14 protein-coding genes, 1 pseudogene and 1 riboswitch are annotated in these 19,924 nt (G+C 71.5%); of the genes and pseudogenes, 4 read left to right on the forward strand and 11 right to left on the reverse strand.

Annotated features, from left to right (window positions below; translation table 11 throughout):
- Positions 1 to 42 precede the first annotated feature (42 nt).
- Positions 43 to 504, forward strand: a complete 462-nt coding sequence (locus OG510_RS08625; RefSeq protein ID WP_406136185.1) for a MarR family winged helix-turn-helix transcriptional regulator — start codon at positions 43 to 45, stop codon at positions 502 to 504.
- On the opposite strand, the gene OG510_RS08630 is transcribed toward OG510_RS08625, so the two are convergent.
- The 4 genes from OG510_RS08630 to OG510_RS08645 form a co-directional block, all read right to left on the reverse strand.
- The gene (locus tag OG510_RS08630; protein WP_406136186.1) at positions 501 to 1,181 is read right to left on the reverse strand and encodes a thymidine kinase; all 681 of its coding nucleotides are present in this window, start codon (positions 1,179 to 1,181) and stop codon (positions 501 to 503) included. The genes OG510_RS08625 and OG510_RS08630 overlap by 4 nt on opposite strands.
- Positions 1,182 to 1,251: 70 nt before the next feature.
- Entirely contained in the window at positions 1,252 to 2,448 is a 1,197-nt protein-coding gene (locus OG510_RS08635) for an alkaline phosphatase family protein (RefSeq protein WP_406136187.1), read from the reverse strand.
- Positions 2,448 to 3,035, reverse strand: coding sequence for a DUF5998 family protein (locus OG510_RS08640; protein WP_164260094.1), 588 nt, complete (start codon positions 3,033 to 3,035; stop codon positions 2,448 to 2,450). The genes OG510_RS08635 and OG510_RS08640 overlap by 1 nt, the downstream gene beginning before the upstream one ends.
- Before the next feature lie 79 nt (positions 3,036 to 3,114).
- A complete protein-coding gene (locus tag OG510_RS08645) occupies positions 3,115 to 6,120 on the reverse strand; it encodes a GNAT family N-acetyltransferase (RefSeq protein ID WP_406136189.1) in 3,006 nt (1,001 codons plus the stop codon).
- A 128-nt stretch (positions 6,121 to 6,248) separates the two neighbouring features.
- Between OG510_RS08645 and OG510_RS08650 the strand changes: the two genes are divergently transcribed.
- Positions 6,249 to 6,530, forward strand: a complete 282-nt coding sequence (locus tag OG510_RS08650; RefSeq protein WP_164260090.1) for an HPr family phosphocarrier protein — start codon at positions 6,249 to 6,251, stop codon at positions 6,528 to 6,530.
- A 199-nt stretch (positions 6,531 to 6,729) separates the two neighbouring features.
- Here the strand turns inward: OG510_RS08650 and OG510_RS08655 are convergent, their stop codons facing one another.
- The 4 genes from OG510_RS08655 to OG510_RS08670 all read right to left on the reverse strand — a co-directional run bounded on the left by OG510_RS08655 (position 6,730) and on the right by OG510_RS08670 (position 11,521).
- Positions 6,730 to 7,407, reverse strand: coding sequence for a GntR family transcriptional regulator (locus OG510_RS08655; protein WP_406136190.1), 678 nt, complete (start codon positions 7,405 to 7,407; stop codon positions 6,730 to 6,732).
- Between the two features lie 177 nt (positions 7,408 to 7,584).
- The gene (locus OG510_RS08660; protein WP_406136191.1) at positions 7,585 to 8,376 is read right to left on the reverse strand and encodes a M23 family metallopeptidase; all 792 of its coding nucleotides are present in this window, start codon (positions 8,374 to 8,376) and stop codon (positions 7,585 to 7,587) included.
- Positions 8,377 to 8,389: 13 nt separating this feature from the next.
- Positions 8,390 to 8,549, reverse strand: a riboswitch (cyclic di-AMP (ydaO/yuaA leader).
- A gap of 198 nt (positions 8,550 to 8,747) precedes the next feature.
- Entirely contained in the window at positions 8,748 to 10,115 is a 1,368-nt protein-coding gene (locus OG510_RS08665) for a M16 family metallopeptidase (RefSeq protein WP_406142335.1), read from the reverse strand.
- Between the two features lie 20 nt (positions 10,116 to 10,135).
- Entirely contained in the window at positions 10,136 to 11,521 is a 1,386-nt protein-coding gene (locus tag OG510_RS08670; RefSeq protein WP_406136192.1) for a M16 family metallopeptidase, read from the reverse strand.
- Between the two features lie 181 nt (positions 11,522 to 11,702).
- Here OG510_RS08670 and OG510_RS08675 point away from each other — a divergent pair, with 181 nt between their 5' ends.
- Complete coding sequence (locus OG510_RS08675; RefSeq protein WP_406136193.1) at positions 11,703 to 14,150, forward strand: DNA topoisomerase (ATP-hydrolyzing) subunit A; 2,448 nt, start codon at positions 11,703 to 11,705, stop codon at positions 14,148 to 14,150.
- 9 nt (positions 14,151 to 14,159) lie between these two features.
- On the opposite strand, the gene OG510_RS08680 is transcribed toward OG510_RS08675, so the two are convergent.
- Together OG510_RS08680 and OG510_RS08685 are read right to left on the reverse strand one after the other, a co-directional pair.
- Positions 14,160 to 15,305, reverse strand: coding sequence for a CobW family GTP-binding protein (locus OG510_RS08680; protein WP_406136195.1), 1,146 nt, complete (start codon positions 15,303 to 15,305; stop codon positions 14,160 to 14,162).
- Positions 15,306 to 15,346: 41 nt separating this feature from the next.
- Positions 15,347 to 16,486, reverse strand: a complete 1,140-nt coding sequence (locus OG510_RS08685; protein WP_406136196.1) for a citrate synthase — start codon at positions 16,484 to 16,486, stop codon at positions 15,347 to 15,349.
- Positions 16,487 to 16,618: 132 nt separating this feature from the next.
- On the opposite strand from OG510_RS08685, the gene OG510_RS08690 reads away from it, so the two are divergent.
- Positions 16,619 to 17,923 carry a citrate/2-methylcitrate synthase gene (locus tag OG510_RS08690; RefSeq protein ID WP_406136197.1) on the forward strand — a complete coding sequence of 435 codons (1,305 nt, stop codon included), beginning with the start codon at positions 16,619 to 16,621 and terminating at the stop codon, positions 17,921 to 17,923.
- Positions 17,924 to 18,177: 254 nt separating this feature from the next.
- On the opposite strand, the pseudogene OG510_RS08695 reads toward OG510_RS08690, so the two are convergent.
- A pseudogene (locus tag OG510_RS08695) lies at positions 18,178 to 19,893 on the reverse strand (glycosyl hydrolase family 28-related protein); the annotation flags it as partial.
- Positions 19,894 to 19,924 lie beyond the last annotated feature (31 nt).

The raw sequence follows: 19,924 nt of genomic DNA on the forward strand, positions 1-19,924 counted from the left end.
CTTCGTAAGTGAAGAATTTATCTTACGTGCTAAGGGAATTCAATGGAGGGCAAGCCCGCCGCTTCCGCCTCTGACGCGATCAGCGCGATGGACGGCCTCATAGCGACGAGCCTCGTCGGCCAGCAGGAGTTCGCCCGGAATCTGGGGCTGAGCGTCACCGACCTGATCTGCTTCGCGTACGTCCTGGAGGCCGGGGGTTCCCGGGTCACCGCCGGCGATCTCGCGGGGCGCGCACATGTCACGACAGGAGCGGTGACCGGCATCCTCAACCGCCTGGAGCGGGGAGGGTTCGTGACCCGCGAGCCGGACCCCACCGACCGGCGCCGGGTGCACATCAGCGCGGTGCAGGCCGCCGGCGAGCGTGTGCGGGCCGTCTACGGGCCGTACTACGCGCGCCTCGCAGAGCTCTGCGCGGAGTACACGCCGGACGAGATCGCCGTACTCACCGACTGGTTCGTGCGCGCCGGTGCGCTGACGCGCACGTACCTGGACGAGTCGTGCTAGCAGCGGTTGGCCGGACCGGGCGGTAGCCAGGCGGGGGTGACCGGCAGCGTGTCGGGCGACAGCGCCCCCGCCCGCGATGCGGCACTCGTCATACGACGGCGGTGATGTCGCCTGCACAGGACTTCGTAACCGACGTCCTCCGCGGAGCGGTCGACATCGCCCACGACGACCTGCTCGCCCTCCATGACCATCTCGCCGCTCACGGTGCGGGCGTTGTGGGTGGCACGGGCCCCGCACCAGCACATCGCCTCGACCTGGAGGGACTCGATCCGGTCCGCGAGTTCGATCAGCCGCTGCGAGCCGGGAAAGAGCTTGGTGCGGAAGTCGGTGGTGATGCCGAAAGCGAAGACATCCAGGCTCAAGTCGTCCACGATGCGGGCCAGTTGGTCGATCTGATCGGGCGCCAGGAACTGCGCCTCGTCCACGATGACATGGTCGACCCTGCCGCCCTGCGACATCAGGCCCACCAGATAGGCGTAGAGGTCCATCCCGGGCGCCGCTTCGACCGCGTCGGTCACCAGACCGAGGCGCGAGGAGAGTTTGCCCTGGCCCGCGCGGTCGTCGCGGGTGAAGATCACGCCCTGCAGACCGCGCGCGGAGCGGTTGTGCCCGATCTGGAGCGCCAGTGTGCTCTTCCCGCAGTCCATCGTTCCGGAGAAGAAAACCAGCTCGGGCATGAGAGGTCGCGGGCCTTTCGGGTCTGCGGAGAGTTCGGGTCTGCGGAGCGGGGCAACGCGCCGGGCGCGGTTACGAGCGTACTTCGAGCAGCGGGACCAGCTGCTCCGCGGGGGTCATCGAGCCGTGCATGCCGACCATCGCCGACTCGTGGGGCTCGCGCCGGGACGCGGTGATCACCACGTCGGCGTGGGCCGCGGCGACGACATCGCCGATCCGCCCGTACACCCGCTCGTCGACCGCCGGGCCGAACCAGCCCGCGGCGATGGCCTCGTCGCGGCTCGCGACCCAGAACTGCTCGCCCAGCACCTCGCGCCAGACGGCCAGCACATCGCTCCGGGCGCCTGGCACCGCGTAGACGTGCCGGGCCCTGCCTTCGCCGCCCAGCAGGGCGACGCCCGCGCCCAGTTCCCAGTCCTCGTCGAAGTCGATGCGCGACTCCTCGTCGAAGGGGATGTCGATCATGCCGTGGTCCGCGGTGACATACAGCGCCGACCGGGGCGGCAGCTGCTCGGCGAGGCGCTGGACGAGCCGGTCGACGTACATCAACTGGCCGCGCCAGGCGTCCGATTCCATACCGAAGCGGTGGCCCTTGCCGTCCACCTCGCTGTAGTACGTGTAGATCAACGAACGGTCGGCGGCGCCCAGTTGGGCGGCGGCCAGATCCATCCGGTCCTCACCGGTGAGTTTGCCGCGGAAGGTGCCGCCGCTGAGCGCGATCTTGGTGAGCGGGGTGTTCTGGAAGTCGGGCGACGAGACCTGCGCGGTGTACACGCCCGCCGCGTCGGCGAGCTGGAAGACCGTGGGGTACGGCTGCCAGACGTGCGGGTCGGTCCAGGGGCGCCAGCGCAGCTGGTTCATCAGCTCGCCGGTCTCCGGATTCCGGGTGGTGTACCCGGTGAGGCCGTGCGCGCCGGGCGGAAGTCCGGTGCCGACCGAGGCGAGCGAGGTCGCCGTGGTGGCGGGGAAGCCTGCGGTGAGCGGACGGCCGGTGCCGCCGCGCGAGGTCGCCAGCAGGGAGTGGAGGTACGGGGCCTCGTCCGGGTGCGCGCGGATCTGCTCCCAGCCGAGGCCGTCGATCAGGAAGACGCAGTTCCGGTCGGCGGGTGCCAGTTCGGGGATCGCGGAGGTGCAGCCGGGGACTCCCAGCCCGGCGGCGAGCGTCGGCAGCAGGTCGGCGAGCGAACCCGAGCCGTACTCCGGCACCGGGGCGGTGGAGAGGGCGAGCGGAGCGGTGTCGTCCTCGTACGGCCAGTCGGGCAGAGCCATCAGCGGCCGGCCGCCGCGGTCGCCTCGGAGAGCGCCTGCGAGAAGGCGAGGGTCTGGCGGACGGTGTCCGGGCCGTCGCCCGCCTCGCTCACGCGCAGGCTCAGGTCGTCGGCCGTCGAGCTGCCCGTGTAGCCGTGGTCCGCCTCGCAGTTGGGGTCGCCGCAGGCCGCGGGCTCCAGGTCGAGCCGGGCGACCGCGCCCCAGCCGATGGTCAGGACGACCTCGCGGGGCAGGGTGCCGGGGACGTACTTCTCCGGGTTCGCCACGACCCGGCTGAGCACCACGGAGGAGATCCGGCCCAGCTTCACCGACTCGGTCGACGTGGTGGCGAACGGTGTCGGGGAGCTGCCGTCGGCGGCCTGCTCGTCGGTGTGGCTGACGATGAAACGGTTGCCCGTCAGGACGAGGACCGTGACATGGCGGCGGACCTCGTTGGAATCGAATGTCGTCTCTTGATGCACCAGGTACGAAGAGACCGGTTCGCCGCCGACAGCGGCCTCCACCGCCTCGGCCACGAGGGCCGGGTAGTAGCCGCTGCGCTCGATCGCCGCGCGGAGCCCCTGGGTCGTTGTACCGGTCTTCGCCATGGGCTCCATCTTAGACCGACGGCCGCGGGGCGAGAGGCCGCCGGAGCAGGGGCCGCACGGGGCCCGGCCGCGGGCCGCCTCAGTAGCTGGGGAGGCGGCGCGGGCCGAGGTCGCCGAGCGCGTTCGCGGGGGCGAGCCGTACCGCGGCACCGAGCACGGAGAGCCCGTTCTGCCCGACCACCACAGGTTCGAGAGCGACGGACACCACTTCGGGGTGGTCGTCCACCAGCCGCGACACCCGCAGCAGCAGCTCTTCGAGAGCCGCGGTGTCGACGGGTGCCGAGCCGCGCCAGCCGAACAGGAGCGGGGCGGTCCTGATGCTCCTGATGAGCCCTGCGGCGTCCCGGTCGGTGGCCGGGACGAGGCGGTGGGCGGTGTCGCCGAGCAGTTCCGACGGCGCCCCGGCCAGGCCGAAGGAGAGGACGGCCCCGACGGCGGGGTCGATCGCGGACCGTACGACGGTGTCGACGCCGCGCCCCACCATCGCCTGCACCACGGGCCGGACCTCGGCCGGGCTGCCGAGGTCACCGGAGAGTTCCGCGTAGGCGCGGCGCAGCCCCGCCTCGGTGCCGATGTCGAGGCGCACACCGCCGAGGTCGGGGCGGTGGCGGAGGTGGGGGGCCGTGGCCTTGAGCGCGACGGGGTAGCCGAGACGCCCGGCCGCCGCGACGGCGGTGTCCGCGTCAGGGGCGGGCTGGGCGGGCAGGACGCGGATGCCGTACAGACCGAGGAGTTCGCAGGCGTCGTCGGACGGGAGCGCGAGGCCGCGTGTGACGTCGACGCGGGCGGTGGCGAGCAGCTCCTCGATCCGGGTGGCGGCGGCGTTCTCGTCGATGTCGTCGTACTCGGGGACCCGGCCGGGCTCGGCGGACTCGCGGCGCCACTGCGCGTACCGGACGGCCTGCGCGAGCGCGCGGACGGCCCGCTCGGCGGCCGGGTAGGCGGGGATGCCGCGGGTGCGGACGGGCGGGGGCGCGGCGTCCGCGGAGGGGGCGGCGGTGCCGGTGCTGATGTTGTCGGTGCGGGTGCGGGTGCCGGTGCGGGTGCCGGTGTTCGTGTCTCCACCCGTGTCAGCCGCGTGTGTGGCGCCGACCGCGCTCGCAGTGTTCGCTGCGTCCGTGGTGCTCGCCGTGTCCGGCGCGTTCGCGTCGGCGGGCGGTGCCTCTCCCCCGTCGCTGTCCGGGGCCGCCGCAGGGCCCGGTGCCGCGGGGGCCGTTCCGCGCGGGCGCACCGTGCCGCTGGCTTCGGCCAGCGCCTCGGCGAGGCCGCCGATCTCCAGATGCACCACGGCGACCGGCTTGGCGGGGGCGCCCGCCGCCGCCTCGCGCAGGGCCGCGGCCAGCACCTCGCCGTCGCCCGACTCGGTCACGCCGTTCTCGCCCACCCAGGGAATCGCCGTGACCAGCACCGCGTCGCAGCCGTCGTCGGCCAGGGCCCGGCCGAGCGCGTCGCGGAAGTCCTGCGGGGTCGCGTCGGTCGTCAGGTCGACGGGCGACAGCGGGCGCAGCCGCTCGGTGAGACAGGCGTCGTAGGTGAGCAGGCCGAGCGACTCGGAGTTGCCGAGGATCGCGACGCGCGGCCCCGCGGGCAGCGGCTGGTCCGCGAGCAGCAGGCCGGCGTCGACGAGTTCGGTGACGGTGTCGACCCTGACCACCCCGGCCTGCCGCAGCAGCGCCGAGACGGTGGCGTCCGGGACGCGGGTGACCGGGACCGCGTGGCCGGGCGGGGCGCTGCCGCTGTGCCGGGCGCCCTTGACGACCACGACCGGCTTCACCGCCGCGGTGCGCCGGGCGAGGCGGGTGAACTTCCGGGGGTTGCCGATCGATTCCAGGTAGAGCAGGGCGACGTCGGTGTCCGGGTCGTCGTGCCAGTACTGGAGGAAGTCGTTGCCCGAAAGATCGGCGCGGTTGCCGGCCGAGATGAAGGAGGAGAGCCCGGCGCCGCGCCGGTGCAGCGCGGAGAGCAGGGCGATACCGATCGCTCCGGACTGGGTGAAGAGCCCGATCCGGCCGCGTGCCGGGGACTCGGGGGCCAGCGAGGCGTTCAGCCGGACGGCTTCCGCGGTGTTGATGAGGCCGAAGGCGTTCGGCCCGATGACGCGCATGCCGTACGAGCGGGCGCGGCGCAGCAGTTGGCGCTGGCGCAGCAGCCCTTCGGGCCCGCTCTCCGCGTAACCGGCGGAGATCACGACGAGCCCCTGCACCCCGCTCGCCCCGCAGTCGTCGACCACGTCGGACACCTGGGCGGCCGGGACGGCGACGACCACCAGGTCGACCGCGTCCCCGGTGGCGGCGACGGACGCCACCGACCGGTGGGCCGGGGCGCCGTCCACTTCGGTGAGGCTGTCGGGGAAGGCGCGGTTCACCGCGTAGGTGCGCCCGGTGAAGCCGGAGCCGCGCAGATTGCGCAGGACGGCGCGCCCGACCCCGCCGGGTGCGCGCCCCACTCCGACGACGGCGACGGAACGGGGCGAAAGGAGCCGCTGCACCGACCGCGCCTCCGCCCGCTGTTCGCGGGCGCGCTGGACAGCGAGGGACGCTTCGGTGGGTTCCAGGTCGAAGGTGAGGTGGACCGAGCCGTCCTCGAAGCTGCGCTTCTGCTCGTAGCCGGCGTCGGTGAAGACCTTGATCATTTTGTTGTTGGCGGGCAGGACCTCGGCGACGAAGCGGCTGACCTCGCGCTCCCGGGCGACCGCGGCGATGTGTTCGAGCAGCGCGGAGGCCACACCGCGCCCCTGGTGGGCGTCCTGGACGAGGAAGGCGACCTCGGCCTCGTGGGCGCCGATCCGGTCGTAGCGGACGGTCGCGATGAACTCGCCGTTGACGGTCGCGGCGAGACCTACCCGGTCGACGTAGTCGTGATGGGTGAAGCGGTGGACGTCCTTGGCGGAGAGCCGGGGGTACGGAGCGAAGAAGCGGTAGTACTTCGACTCGGGCGAGACCAGCTCGTAGAAGCTGACCAGCCGGTCGGCGTCCTCGGTGGTGATCGGCCGGATCCGCGCGGTACCGCCGTCCCGCAGCACCACATCCGCTTCCCAGTGGGCCGGGTACTCCTGGTGTCGCTTCTCCTCCAGCGGGGGCTGCATGCTGAAAGCGTACGGGTCGCGGTGGTACGGCGGGCGGTGCAGTGTGGGATCCGGCAGTGCCCGCACCACGCGCCCCACCCGTGCAAGAATGGTCTAGACAACAGTCGCAGAACTCGAAGGGCAACACCATGGCTGAGCGTCGCGTCAAGGTCGGTTGGACCGAGGGCCTGCACGCCCGACCGGCCTCCATCTTCGTCCGTGCCAGCACGGCTTCCGGCGTCCCGGTGACGATCGCGAAGAACGGCAGCAAGCCGGTGAACGCGGCGTCGATGCTGGCCGTTCTCGGCCTGGGCGTGGAGGGCGGCGAGGAGATCGTGCTCACCTCGGACGTGGACGGCGCCGACGCCGCTCTGGACCGGCTGGCGAAGCTGGTCGCCGACGGGCTCGACGAACTCCCCGAGACCGTCTGAGGCGTACCTGACATCTGAGGCGCCCCTGCCGCACACAGCGTCCTTGCCACACACCGGGCCGCAGTGATCCGAATTCGGTCACTGCGGCTCTTCGTTTTCCGTCTTTCCTGGAATCAGAAAAGCAGAACATAAAAAGACACGCGGGGCCGCACGGAAAGGCTGCACAAAAAATGCTTCCTCTCTGTATACGGCAGCTGTGTTAATCGCTGATGCCCGCGATGTTTACAGCATGTTGCGAATCACTCACGCGGCCCTGTCTCCGCAGCCGGTGCGCCGCCGTGGCGCGCTCGCCGTGCAGCGCGGTCAGGGCGCGGGCCCGCTCCGCGTCGCCGCGCGCCACCGCGTCCACGATCGAGCCGTGCTCGGCCCAGGACACGACCGGAAGGACCGGCTGGTCGACGGCGTACATCCAGCTGATCTTCTGCCTCAGCTGACCGAGCAGCGTGGTCAGCGCGGAGCTGCCCGACGCCTGCGCGAGCGTCTCGTGGAACCAGCCGCCCAGCGACCGCAGATCCTCGCCCTGGCCACGCCTGGCCCGCTCCTGACCCAGTCTGACCAGGCCACGGAGCACCTTCAGATGCGCTTCGGTCCGCCGCTGCGCCGCGCGCGCCGCGCCCATCGGCTCCAGCAGCATCCGTATCTCCAGCAGGTCGGCCGCCTCCCGCTCGGTCGGTTCGGCGACACAGGCCCCTGCGTGGCGGCGGGTGACCACGAACCCCTCGGACTCCAGGGTGCGCAGGGCCTCACGGACCGGGACACGGGAGACACCGTAACGGCGCGCGAGCACCTCCTCGGTCAGCCGGCCGCCCCGCTCGTACACCCCCGAGATGATGTCGTCACGGATTGCCGTGCATACCGAATGCGCGGGAATGCGCATGACCGAACCTCCGCATCGACGCCCGCATATCGCGGTCTGTCCACACCTGTGCGGCGACTCTATGGCAGGGCAGCCGAATTCCGGAGGGCCCCCGGTAAATCATGGATATCTTTTGGCCAGGCAGAAACCGGCCTCAAGCACAGCACGCGGGACGGCCGGCGCTCCGGGCAGGAGGCGTCAGACGTGGACGCCGTGCGAGCGCAGATACGCGACGGGGTCGATGTCCGAGCCGTAGTCGGGGCCGGTGCGGGCCTCGAAGTGGAGGTGCGGGCCCGTGACATTGCCGGTGGCACCGGAGAGCGCGATCCGCTGGTCCGATGTGACGGTCTGGCCGACCGAGACGCCGATGGACGAGAGGTGGCCGTACTGCGTGTACGTGCCGTCGTGCATCCGGATGACGATGTTGTTCCCGTACGCGCCGCCCCAGCCGGCCTCCACGACCGTGCCCGCGCCGACGGCGTGGACCGGGGTGCCGCTCGCGGCGTGGAAGTCGATGCCGGTGTGGCTGCCGGACGACCACAGGCTGCCGCCGGTCTTGTAGCCGGTGGAGACGTACGAGTGGGCGACCGGGGCCACGAAGGCGTTGAGGCGCTTGCGGGCGGCGTCCCGGGCGGCACGCCGCTTGGCCGCCTCGGCCTTGCGCTCCCGCTCGGCCTTCGCCTTCGCGGCGACGGCCCTGGCCTTGGCGGCGGCCTTGGCCTTCGCGACGGCCTCGGCGTGGTTGGCCGCGTGCTGCTGTGCGGTGGCCTGGGCGGCTATCCGGTCGGCGACGGTGTCACCGACGAGGATGGTCCGGTCGAGCCGGGCTTCCTGTGCGGTGGAGACCTGCGCGCCGTCGGCCAGCGCCGGGGATGCGAGGGTGCCGATGACACCGGCTGTGGCGAGGGTGACGACTCCGGCGACGCCCGCGGTCCTGCGGGCCGGACGGCTCGGGGCACGGTGCTTGCCGGTAGGGCGGCTGAACGCCATGAAGAAACTGGATCCTTTCCTTCCCTCTCGCCTACCGGGTTAGCTGACGGGTTCGGAGCAGGAAGGTCTCCTACGGGCCCACCCCGGTGGGGCGGCCCCGATTCACCCCAGGGACTGCGTGGGTCCCCGGCTCCCCCGGCTCGCGCCTGACGGGGACTCGGCGATCGCTGCCCGGCGCCGCGGTTGCGGCTTACGTCCGACGGACAGCGGTGTGACGCTAAGTGGTGCGCCGCCGTTGCGCCAAACAGACAGCGGGTTTTGTCGCACATCCCACAGGGAGCGCCGGGGCAGGGAGCGTTCAGAGAGCGGGGCCCGGCGGACGCACTGCCCGCCGGGCCCCTGCCACGCGCACACGATCCGGGCGGAAGGCCCTAGCTCGCGACCACGGTCACTTCGCCGATGCCCAGCGCCCTGACCGGCTCCACGATCTGCGCGGCGTCGCCCACCAGCACCGTCACCAGCCGGTCGTCGGGGAAGGCCGAGACCACGGCGGCGGTCGCCTCGACCGTGCCGGTCGCGGCCAGCCGCGCGTACAGCTGCGCCTGGAAGTCGTCCGGCAGATGCTGCTCGACCTGGTCGGCGAGGGTGCCCGCCACCGCGGCCGCCGTCTCGTACTTCAGCGGGGCGACGCCCACCAGATTCTGTACGGCGACGTCCCGCTCCGTGTCGGTCAGACCGCCCGCTGCGAGCGTCCTCAGCACCTTCCAGAGGTCGTCCAGCGCGGGCCCGGTCGACTCGGTGTCCACCGAACCGCTGATGGCGAGCATCGCGGCGCCCGTCCCGTCAGGGGCCGAGCGGATCACCTGGCTGAAGGCACGGACGCCGTAGGTGTAGCCCTTCTCCTCGCGCAGGACACGGTCGAGGCGGGAGGTGAGCGTGCCGCCCAGGCAGTACGTGCCGAGGACCTGCGCGGGCCAGACACGGTCGTGCCGGTCGGCACCGATCCGGCCGATCAGCAGCTGCGTCTGGACCGCTCCTGGGCGGTCCACGACGACCACCCGGCCGGTGTCGTCGGCGGTGATCGCGGGCACCGGGCGGGGTGTACCCGCGTTGCCCTTCCACTCGCCGAGGGTCTCGGCGAGCACCGCGTCCAGGTCCGTCCCCGTCAGGTCGCCGACGACCACGGCGGTGGCGGTGGACGGCCGGACGTACGCGTCGTAGAAGGCGCGGACGGCGGCCGCGTCGATCCGCGCCACCGTCTCCTCGGTGCCCTGGCGCGGACGCGACATCCGCGCGGTGGCCGGGAACAGCTCCTTGGAGAGCTGCTTGGCGGCCCGGCGGGCCGGGTTGGCCAGCTCGTGCGGGATCTCGTCCAGCCGGTTGCCCACGATCCGCTCGACCTCGCTCGGCGCGAAGGCGGGCGCCCGCAGCGCGTCGGCGAGCAGGCCGAGCGCCTTCGGCAGGCGGGACACCGGCACTTCCAGGGAGACCCGGACACCGGGGTGGTCCGCGTGCGCGTCGAGGGTGGCGCCGCAGCGCTCCAGCTCGGCGGCGAACTCCTCCGCGCTGTGCTTGTCGGTGCCCTCGGAGAAGGCCCTCGCCATGATCGTGGCGATACCGTCGAGCCCCTCGGGCTCGGCGTCCAGCGGGGCGTCGAGGCTGATCTCGACGGCGACCACCTGCTGTCCGGGACGGTCGCAGCGCAGCACCGTCAGGCCGTTGGGCAGGGTGGAGCGCCCGGGGGCCGGGAAGGCCCAGGGCCTGGGGGCACCCGCCTGGGGCTGCGGGTGGAAGGTCATCATCACGGCCGCGGGGTCGGTCACTGGTCCGCCTCTGTGCTCTCGGTGGCTGCGGTGGCCTCGTCGGATACGCCGTCCGCACTGGTCTCTTCGGGCTCATCGGCGGTGACGGGCTCGTACACCAGCACGGCCCTGTTGTCGGGGCGCAGCCGGGCCTTCGCGACCTCCTGCACCTCGGCGGCCGTGATGTCCAGCACCCGGGCCACCGCGGTCAGCGCCAGCTGCGGGTCGCCGAACAGCACGGCGTACCTGCACAGTTCGTCGGCGCGGCCGGCGACCGTGCCGAGCCGGTCGAGCCACTCCCGCTCCAGCTGGGCCTGTGCGCGCTCCATCTCCTCGGCCGTGGGGCCGTCGGCGGCGAAGCGGGCCAGCTCCTCGTCGACGGCCGCCTCGATCTGCGGGACCTCGACACCGCCCGACGTCTTGACGTCCAGCCAGCCGAGCGAGGGGGCGCCGGAGAGCCGCAGCAGGCCGAAGCCCGCGGCGACGGCCGTGCGGTCCCGGCGCACCAGCCTGTTGTGGAGCAGCGACGACTCGCCGCCGCCCAGGATGGTCAGCGCGATGTCCGCCGCGTCACACGCACGGGTGCCGTCCTCGGGGAGCCGGTAGGCGGCCATCAGGGCACGCGACGGCACCTCCTCGTACAGCTCCTCGCGCACCTCACCGCCGAGGGTGTCGGGCAGGGAGCCGTCCCGGGGCGGCTGCTTGCCGTCGTGGGAGGGGATGGTGCCGAAGTACTTCTCGACCCAGGCGAGGGTCTGCTCCGGGTCGATGTCGCCGACGACCGACAGCACCGCGTTGTTGGGGGCGTAGTTCGTTCGGAAGAACGCACGGGCGTCCTCCAGCGTCGCCGCGTCCAGGTCCGCCATGGAGCCGATCGGCGTGTGGTGGTACGGGTGCCCCTCCGGGTAGGAGAGGGCGGTCAGCTTCTCGAACGCCGTGCCGTACGGCACGTTGTCGTAGCGCTGGCGGCGTTCGTTCTTGACGACGTCCCGCTGGTTCTCCATGGACTCCTCGTCGAGCGCGGCGAGGAGGGAGCCCATCCGGTCGGCCTCCAGCCAGAGCGCCAACTCCAGCTGGTGGGTGGGCATCGTCTCGAAGTAGTTGGTGCGCTCGAAGCTGGTGGTCCCGTTGAGCGAGCCCCCTGCCCCCTGCACCAGCTCGAAGTGCCCGTTGCCCTCGACCTGTCCCGATCCCTGGAACATCAGGTGCTCGAAGAGGTGGGCGAGCCCGGTACGCCCCTTGACCTCGTGGCGTGAACCGACGTCGTACCAGAGGCAGACCGCGGCGACCGGGGTCAGGTGGTCCTCGGAGAGCACCACCCGCAGGCCGTTGGCCAGCCGGTGCTCGGTCGCTGTCAGGCCGCCGGAACCGGCCTCGGCTGTGGCCGTGTGACCCATGGGCATGTACGTCCCTTCGATCGCGTGTGTTGACCGCGTTGAAATGCAGTCCTGCCACTGTATGCAAGCGCGGCGACAGCCGGGAGCCATCCCGGTGTGCACGGGTCGCGGTCGGTGTTGTCGGTGGGACAGTCCACAATGGTCGGCGTCAGTACCGGACCAGGCACGTGAAGGAGCCGCAGCAGCGATGGCCCGCCGCAGCACGAAGACCCCGCCGCCGGAGGACTTCGAGGAGAAGATTCTCGACATCGACGTGGTCGATGAAATGCAGGGCTCCTTCCTGGAGTACGCGTACTCGGTGATCTACTCACGGGCCCTGCCGGACGCCCGTGACGGTATGAAGCCCGTACACCGGCGCATTCTCTACCAGATGAACGAGATGGGGCTGCGCCCCGACCGCAGCTATGTGAAGTGCGCCCGGGTCGTCGGCGAGGTCATGGGCAAGCTGCACCCGCACGGCGACGCGTCGATCTACGACGCCCTGGTGCGGCTCTCGCAGTCCTTCTCGATGCGGCTCCCGCTGGTCGACGGACACGGGAACTTCGGGTCGCTCGGCAATGACGACCCGCCGGCCGCGATGCGGTACACCGAGTGCCGGATGGCTGACGCCACGTCACTGATGACGGAGTCGATCGACGAGAACACCGTCGACTTCGAGCCCAATTACGACGGCCAGGAGCGCGAGCCCGTCGTGCTCCCGGCGGCCTACCCGAACCTGCTGGTGAACGGCTCGTCCGGGATCGCGGTCGGGATGGCGACCAATATGCCCCCGCACAATCTGGGCGAGATCATCGCGGCGGCCCGCCATCTGATCAAGCACCCGGGCGCCGACCTCGACACCCTGATGCGCTTCGTGCCGGGCCCCGACCTGCCCACCGGCGGCCGGATCGTGGGTCTCGACGGGATCAGGGACGCGTACGAGCGCGGCCGCGGCACCTTCAAGATCCGCGCGACGGCCACCGTGGAGAACGTCACTCCGCGCCGCAAGGGCATCGTCGTCACCGAACTGCCCTTCGCGGTCGGCCCGGAGAAGGTCCGCGCCAAGATCAAGGACCTGGTGGCGTCGAAGAAGCTCCAGGGCATCGCCGACCTGAAGGACCTCACCGACCGGGCGCACGGGCTGCGGCTGGTCATCGAGATCAAGAACGGCTTCGTGCCCGAGGCCGTGCTGGAGCAGCTCTACAAGCTCACCCCGATGGAGGAGTCCTTCGGGATCAACAACGTGGCGCTGGTCGACGGCCAGCCGCTGACGCTGGGCCTCAAGGAGCTCCTTGAGGTCTATCTCGACCACCGCTTCTCGGTGGTCAGACGGCGCAGCGAGTTCCGCAGGACCAAGCGGCAGGACCGGCTGCATCTGGTCCTCGGCCTGCTCGTGGCGCTGCTCGACATCGACGAGGTCATCCGCCTCATCCGCTCCAGCGACAACTCGGCACAGGCCAAGGAGCGGCTGATCTCGCACTTCTCGCTGAGCGAGATCCAGACCCAGTACATCCTGGACACTCCGCTGCGCCGGCTCACCAAGTTCGACCGGATCGAGCTGGAGAGCGAGCGCGACCGGCTGAACCAGGAGATCGAGGAGCTGACCCGGATCCTGGAGTCGGACGCGGAGCTGCGCAAGCTGGTCTCGTCCGAACTGGCCGCGGTGGCGAAGAAGTTCTCCACCGACCGCCGCACCGTGCTGCTGGAGTCGGCGGGCACCCCGGTCGCCGCGGCATCGCTGGAGGTCGCCGACGACCCGTGCCGGGTGCTGCTGTCGTCCACCGGGCTCCTGGCGCGTACGGCCACCGCGGAAACACTCAGTACGGAGGGGCAGAAGCGCACCAAGCACGATGTGGTGGTCTCGGCCGTCCCGGCGACGGCGCGCGGCGACATCGGTGTGGTGACATCGGCCGGCCGGCTGCTGCGGCTGGCGGTGATCGACCTGCCGCAGCTGCCGGACACGGCGTCCGCGCCCAGCCTGGCGGGGGGTGCGCAGATCGCGGAGTTCGTCTCGCTCGCCGACGGTGAGCGGGTCGTCTGCCTCACCACGGTCGACGAGTCGTCACCGGGTCTGGCGATCGGTACCGAACAGGGCATCGTCAAGCGGGTGGTGCCCGACTACCCGGCCCACAAGGACGAGTTGGAGGTCATCGGCCTGCGCGACGGCGACCGGATCGTGGGCGCAGCCGAGCTGCGCACCGGTGACGAGGACCTGGTCTTCATCACGGACGACGCACAGCTGCTGCGCTATCCGGCCGGGCAGGTCAGGCCGCAGGGCCGGCCGGCGGGCGGTATGGCCGGTATCAAGCTGGCCGAGGGGGCCAAGGTGATCTCGTTCACCGCGGTGGATCCGGCGGCCGGTGCGGCGGTGTTCACCGTCGCGAGTTCGCACGGCACCCTGGACGACTCGGTGCGCACGGCGAAGCTGACCCCGTTCGACCAGTATCCGCGCAAGGGCCGGGCGACCGGCGGGGTGCGCTGTCAGCGCTTCCTGAAGGGCGAGGATCTGCTGGTGCTGGCCTGGGCGGGCGAGACCCCGGTGCGGGCCGCCGCAGCGAACGGCGCCCCGGCCGAACTGCCGGAGCCCGACCCGCGCCGCGACGGCTCGGGCCTGCCGCTCACCTCGGCGGTGGCGAAGCTCGCGGGCCCGGTGTAGTCGGCGGGCTCAGTACGGCAGCCCGGCCTCTCCCTCGGTCCCGTCCGGTTCGACGGGCCCTTCGGAGAGGCCGGGCACATATCGCAGGACGCCCCACATGGCTTCGGCGGGGACGTCCCGCGGTGCGTACTCCCGGCAGCCGTCGAGCCGTTCACGTACGGCTTCGGCGTCGATACCCGACCCGATGAGAACCAGCTCGGTACGGGGCTGATCCGCGCGCGGCTCGACTGCCGGGGGCGAGGGATAGAAGCGCAGGAAGTTGCCCACCGCGTGCAGGGTGTACTTCTCCGGGTGGCCGGGGACTCCGAAGTGGACGAATCCCTTGATGCGGTAGAGGCCGTCGGGGCGGGCGTCCAGGAACTCCATCAGTCGCCGGGGGTTCATCGGCTCGGCCGAGACGAAGCCGATGCTCTCGTAGCGCGCGTGCAGATGACCACTGTGGTCACCGCCGCCACCGTGTTCACCACCGCCGTGATCACCGCCACCGATGTGCTCACCGCCGCCGCGCTCCGTGTCGCGCAGGTCGTCGAAGGAGAGCTGGCCGACGCGCTCACCGGCCGGTCTGCGGTCGATCAGCAGCCCCGGGTCGATCTGCCCGTACTCGGCAGTCACCACCGGCACCCCGACGGCGTGCTCGCCGACCGCGGCGCGGATTCGGGCGCGGTCCGCCTCGTCCACCCGGTCCGCCTTGTTGAGGACGACCAGGTCGGCGAGGGTCAGATGGCGGTCGGTCTCGGGGTGGCGGCTGCGGGTCGCGTCGAACTCGGCGGCGTCGACGACCTGGACGAGCCCTCCGTACACGATGTCCGGATTTTCGCTCGCCAGGATCATCCTGATCAGCTCCTGCGGCTCCGCGAGGCCGCTCGCCTCGATGACGATGACGTCGATCCGCAGGTCGGGGCGGGAGAGCCGGCCCAGATACTCGTCGAGTTCGCTGGTGTCGACGGCGCAGCACAGACAGCCGTCGCCGAGCGAGACCATCGAGTCGACCTGGCCCGCGACGGTCATCGCGTCGATCTCGATGGCGCCGAAGTCATTGACGACGGCGCCGATCCGGGTGCCCCGGCTCTGCCGGAGCAGATGGTTGAGTAGGGTGGTCTTGCCGGAACCGAGGAATCCCGCGAGGACGACGACGGGCACGGGTTTCCTGGACATGGGCACCGATCCTAATCGAGCCGCGTACCGGCCCGGGCAGGTCAGCCGATGTCCGGAACCGGCTGCGGCGGGGGCGGCCCCACATAGCGGGCGGCAGGCCGGATGATCTTGGAGTCGGCCGCCTGCTCCAGGATGTTGGCGCTCCAGCCGATCACCCGGGCCACACAGAAGGTCGGCGTGAACATCTCGCGCGGCAGCCCGCACTGCTCCATGACGACCCCGGCGTAGAACTCGACATTGGTGTGCAGTTCACGGCCGGGTTTCAGTTCGGCGAGCAGTGCCTCCACCCGCTCCTCGACCTGGACGGCGAAGTCCACGAGCGGTCCGCCGAACCCCTGGGCGATCTCCCGGAGCATCCGCGAGCGGGGGTCTTCGGTGCGGTAGACGGGATGTCCGAAGCCCATGATCCGGTCGCCGGCCAGCACCCTCTCCCGTATCCACGGGTCGATGCGGTCCGGTGTGCCGATCGCGTCGAGGGTGTCCAGCGCCCGGCTCGGCGCCCCGCCGTGCAGCGGCCCGGAGAGCGCACCGACCGCGCCGACCAGGCAGGCCGCCACATCGGCGCCGGTGGACGCGATGACCCGGGCGGTGAACGTGGAGGCGTTGAAGCCGTGGTCGACGGTCGAGACGAGGTACTGCTCGACGGCGCGCGCCCGGTCCGGGTCCGGCTCCGAACCGGTGATCATGTAGAGGTAGTTGGCCGCGGCCGGCAGGTCGTCACGCGGCTCGACGGGCTCCAGGCCCTGACCGATGCGGTACAGCGCGGCCAGCAGTGTCGGCACGACCGCGCAGGCGGCGAGGGTGTCGTCGACCCGGCGCTCCGCGTCGATGTCGTAGACCGGCCGGAAGTCCGCGTCGGCACCGAGCAGGGAGAGCGCGGTCCGCAGCCCGGCGAGCGGACCTGATCCGGCGCGGGCGATGGCGGGAAGCGCCTCCCGGACCGCGGCGGGGAGCCGGCGCAGCCCGGCCGTCCGCGCGGTGAATTCCGCACGCCGGGCGGCGTCGGGGAGTTCGCCGTGGACCATCAGATACCAGACGTCCTCGAAGGTACGGAGCCGGGCGAGGTCGACCGCCGAGTACTGCCGGTAGTGGTAGAAGCCCTCACGGCCGCGCACATCGCCCAGTTCGGTGTCCGTGACGACTACGCCCGCGAGCCCTCGTGGGGCGGTGATGGTGGACATGGCTGTCTCCTTGGTCAAGCGCGCCTCGTCAGACGGGTCCGGTGACGCGTCCCCTCTTCATTGATTCGACTGTCCATGATTGACTGTAATCCTGTCAATGTTGATTGAATCAATGTAGATACGGTGAACCACATGAGCGATCAACCAGCGGCAGCGGAACCCCGGCGGCTGACCACCAGGGAGGCGGCCGACCGCCTCGGGGTGAAGCCGGAGACCGTCTACGCGTACGTCAGCCGGGGCCAGCTCGGCAGCCGTCGCGCACCGGGCGGCCGGGGCAGCACCTTCGACGCAGCCGAGGTGGACGCGCTGGCCGCACGCGGTGCCCGGCGGGAGCCCCAGCCGACCGGCACCGACCTCGTCTTCCGCACCGGCGTGACGCTGATCGACCCAGAGGCCGGCCGCTACTACTTCCGCGGGGTGGACGCGGCCGAGCTGGCCGGGCGGTACGGCTACGAGGAGGTGGCCGAATGGCTGTGGACCGGAACGCTCCGCCCCGGGGTGCGCTTCACCGCTCCCCCGGAGACGCTGGCGGCCGGACGGCGGGCGGTCGGCGCGCTGCCCCCGCACAGCACGGCGATGGACCGGCTGCGGGCGGCGGCCGTCGCCGCTTCGGCGGCCGATCCGCTGCGCTTCGATCTCTCACCGGACGCCGTGCTCGGGACGGCGCGCGCCCTGATCCCCACCCTGGTGGGCTCATTGCCGGTGGCAGGCCCCCAGGACGCGGGCGACGGGACCCGCCAGGAGGCCGGAGGCGCCGGAGGCGAGGGGCTCGCGCCCCGGTTCTGGCGCCGGCTGACCACACGCGCCCCTGACGTGCCCTCACTCGCCGTGCTGGAAGCGGCTCTTGTGCTGCTGATCGACCACGACCTGGCGGCTTCCACACTCGCGACGCGGGTCGCGGCATCCGCCCGCGCCCATCCGTACGCCGTCGTATCGGCCGGGCTCGGCGCCCTGGAAGGCCCTCTGCACGGGGCGGCCAGCGGACTCGCCCACCGGATGCTGGCGGAAGTGCTGGAGCGCGGCGGTGCGGCCCCGGTGGTCGCCGACCATCTGCGGGCCGGGCGGCGGGTGCCGGGGCTCGGACACCGGCTGTACCGGGGCGAGGACCCCCGGGCCACGACGCTGTTCGCGCTGCTCGACAGGGTCCCGGCGGCCGCTCCCGCGCTCGCCGCCGCCCGTGACGTGGTGACGACGACAGCCCGCCACACCGAGCTGCACGCCAACGTCGATCTGGCGCTTGCCGTGTTCTCGGTGGCGTCGGGGATGCGCGCCGAGGCGGGCGAGGCACTGTTCGCGGTGGCCAGGACCGCGGGCTGGATCGCCCATGCGCTGGAGGAGTACGCGGAGCGGCCGCTGCGGCTGCGCCCGAGCGGCCAGTACAACGGCCCGCGCCCGCCGCAGCCGCTGCCCGGACCCCGGCCAGCCCCGCCGTCATGAGCCGTCGTGGTGCTTCCGCCCGCCCTGACAGCGGGGCGGGCCGAAGCACCGTACGGCGGATCACCGGGCGGGAGAGATCAGCGGCCGGAGAGCCACAGCGGGGCCCGAAGACCAGCAGGCGGGCAGGTCGGCAGGCAGGCGGACAGACCTCCAGACCGGCAGTCCGGCAGTCCGGCAGTCCGGCAGTCCGGCAGTCCGGCAGTCCGGCAGTCCGGCAGTCCAGGCAGCCCGGCCTCCCGGACCCCTCAGGACGAGGGGTCAGCGGTGCCCGGCTGCGGCCAGGCCGAGCAGTCCTGCCAGAGACTCGACCAGCCGGTGTTGCCACCCCCGTCGGTGACCGTGAAGGTGCCGCTGCCCGCCGGATAGGGGCAGTTGTAGACCCCGGCGGCGCCGACCCCGGTGGCGGTGACATCACGGAAGGTCGCCGCGCCGGGTGTCTCGGCCTGGACCGCCACCGTGCCGACCTTGTTCAGCGTGGCGCCGTCGACCGTCACATTCCTGACGTCCTTGCCGGTGCCGCCGCCCGACACGAACTCGAACGCGCTGTACGGGCTGTCGGTGACCGTCGTGTCGGTGATGTCGACCTGGGCCGCGATCTCGCTGTCGTACGAGTCGACGCGCAGCGCCCCCATCGGGTGGCCCCAGTTGGGGTTGAGCGCCCCGGTGCGTACGAGTGTGTTCCCGGAGACGTTGATGGTGCCGCCCAGCGGGAAGAACGGGTCGGCGAACTTCTGGTTGGAGATCGCGATACCGCTGCCCAGCGCGTTGGTGTCGGAGACCAGGTTGTTCCTGACGGTGATGTCGCTGCCGCCGTAGATGGCGATGCCGTTGGCCAGATTGGGCTGGGAGACGGTGTTGTCGGCGAAGGTGTCGGAGCTGTTGGTGGTGTTGAGCGCCCACATGGCGAGTGCGTCGTCGCCGTTGTTGCGCAGGAAGTTGTTGCGCACCTGCACGCCGCGGGCGGCGCCGTTGAGGTTCAGCCCGTCGGCCGTCGTGTCCTGGATCCGGTTGTTCTCGACGACCAGGTCGTCGTTGTCGCCGGTCAGCCAGAGGCCGACCTTCATGTGCTGGATCCACATCCCGGACACGGACGAGCCGGGGCCGAGCGAGCCGTTGACGAAGTTGTCGGGGCTGGAGTCGACGCGCTCGGTGACCTCGCCGAACACCGCGAAGTCACGCAGGCCGACCTTTCCGGTCGGTGCGTCGGACTGGTTGATGAAGCTGGAACTGTGCACCACCGAGTACCAGTTGCCCGCACCCAGAAGCGTCACATCGTCGACCCCGCTGAGCGACGAGGTGAGCCGGTAGTCCCCCGGCGGGATCCAGACGGTGCCGCCCTTCGCGGCACTGATGGCGTCGCGGAACGCCTGGGTGGAGTCGCCCGCCCCGGTCGGGTCGGCGCCCTTGTCGGTGACCGAGACGGACCCCGCGGGCTGCGCCGCCGGGTCGGCCACCTGCTGGAAGTCGGCGACATCGACGGTGGTCGGGATCGTCGCCTCCAGCTTCACCTTCGCCCCTGCCTGGACGGTGCGGCCCAGGAGCATCCGGGTGTTGTCGAAGAGGTGGTGGGTCTTCGAGCCCACGATCCAGGGCGTGTCCACGTACGAGTACGTGGAGGTGACGGGCAGGGATCCGGTGAGCTTCTCGCCGTCGACGTAGACACCCAGCGAGCCGGACTGCCCGTCGGGGACGCTGTACGAGACGTTCACGGCGTTGGCCGTGACGGGCACCGTGAACTCCACGGACTGGCCCGCTCCGAGAGTCACCGCCTGCCGTCCTGATGCCTCCGACGCGAGCGTTCCCTGCGTGTAGTCGGGTCCGATCAGGGTGCCGTCGGTGGTGGCACTCTCGGCTTCGACCGATGTGAACGGGAGCGACGCACCGGCCGTGGCCGCCGCGTGCGCGGCGGGAGCCATGAGGACCAGGCTCGTCGCGGAGAGCGCTACCGCGGTCGACCAGGCGAGTGTCATGCGCCTGACATGCTGATGCTGATCCGTCCGC

This window comes from Streptomyces sp. NBC_01089 (assembly GCF_045162975.1).
GTDB lineage: Bacteria > Actinomycetota > Actinomycetes > Streptomycetales > Streptomycetaceae > Streptomyces.

Coding starts and splice junctions, on each gene's coding strand:
- OG510_RS08625 (WP_406136185.1), top strand. CDS start 43: ATGGAGGGCAAGCCCGCCGCTTCCGCCTCTGACGCGATCAGCGCGATG.
- OG510_RS08630 (WP_406136186.1), bottom strand. CDS start 1,181: ATGCCCGAGCTGGTTTTCTTCTCCGGAACGATGGACTGCGGGAAGAGC.
- OG510_RS08635 (WP_406136187.1), bottom strand. CDS start 2,448: ATGGCTCTGCCCGACTGGCCGTACGAGGACGACACCGCTCCGCTCGCC.
- OG510_RS08640 (WP_164260094.1), bottom strand. CDS start 3,035: ATGGCGAAGACCGGTACAACGACCCAGGGGCTCCGCGCGGCGATCGAG.
- OG510_RS08645 (WP_406136189.1), bottom strand. CDS start 6,120: ATGCAGCCCCCGCTGGAGGAGAAGCGACACCAGGAGTACCCGGCCCAC.
- OG510_RS08650 (WP_164260090.1), top strand. CDS start 6,249: ATGGCTGAGCGTCGCGTCAAGGTCGGTTGGACCGAGGGCCTGCACGCC.
- OG510_RS08655 (WP_406136190.1), bottom strand. CDS start 7,407: ATGCGCATTCCCGCGCATTCGGTATGCACGGCAATCCGTGACGACATC.
- OG510_RS08660 (WP_406136191.1), bottom strand. CDS start 8,376: ATGGCGTTCAGCCGCCCTACCGGCAAGCACCGTGCCCCGAGCCGTCCG.
- OG510_RS08665 (WP_406142335.1), bottom strand. CDS start 10,115: ATGACCTTCCACCCGCAGCCCCAGGCGGGTGCCCCCAGGCCCTGGGCC.
- OG510_RS08670 (WP_406136192.1), bottom strand. CDS start 11,521: ATGCCCATGGGTCACACGGCCACAGCCGAGGCCGGTTCCGGCGGCCTG.
- OG510_RS08675 (WP_406136193.1), top strand. CDS start 11,703: ATGGCCCGCCGCAGCACGAAGACCCCGCCGCCGGAGGACTTCGAGGAG.
- OG510_RS08680 (WP_406136195.1), bottom strand. CDS start 15,305: ATGTCCAGGAAACCCGTGCCCGTCGTCGTCCTCGCGGGATTCCTCGGT.
- OG510_RS08685 (WP_406136196.1), bottom strand. CDS start 16,486: ATGTCCACCATCACCGCCCCACGAGGGCTCGCGGGCGTAGTCGTCACG.
- OG510_RS08690 (WP_406136197.1), top strand. CDS start 16,619: ATGAGCGATCAACCAGCGGCAGCGGAACCCCGGCGGCTGACCACCAGG.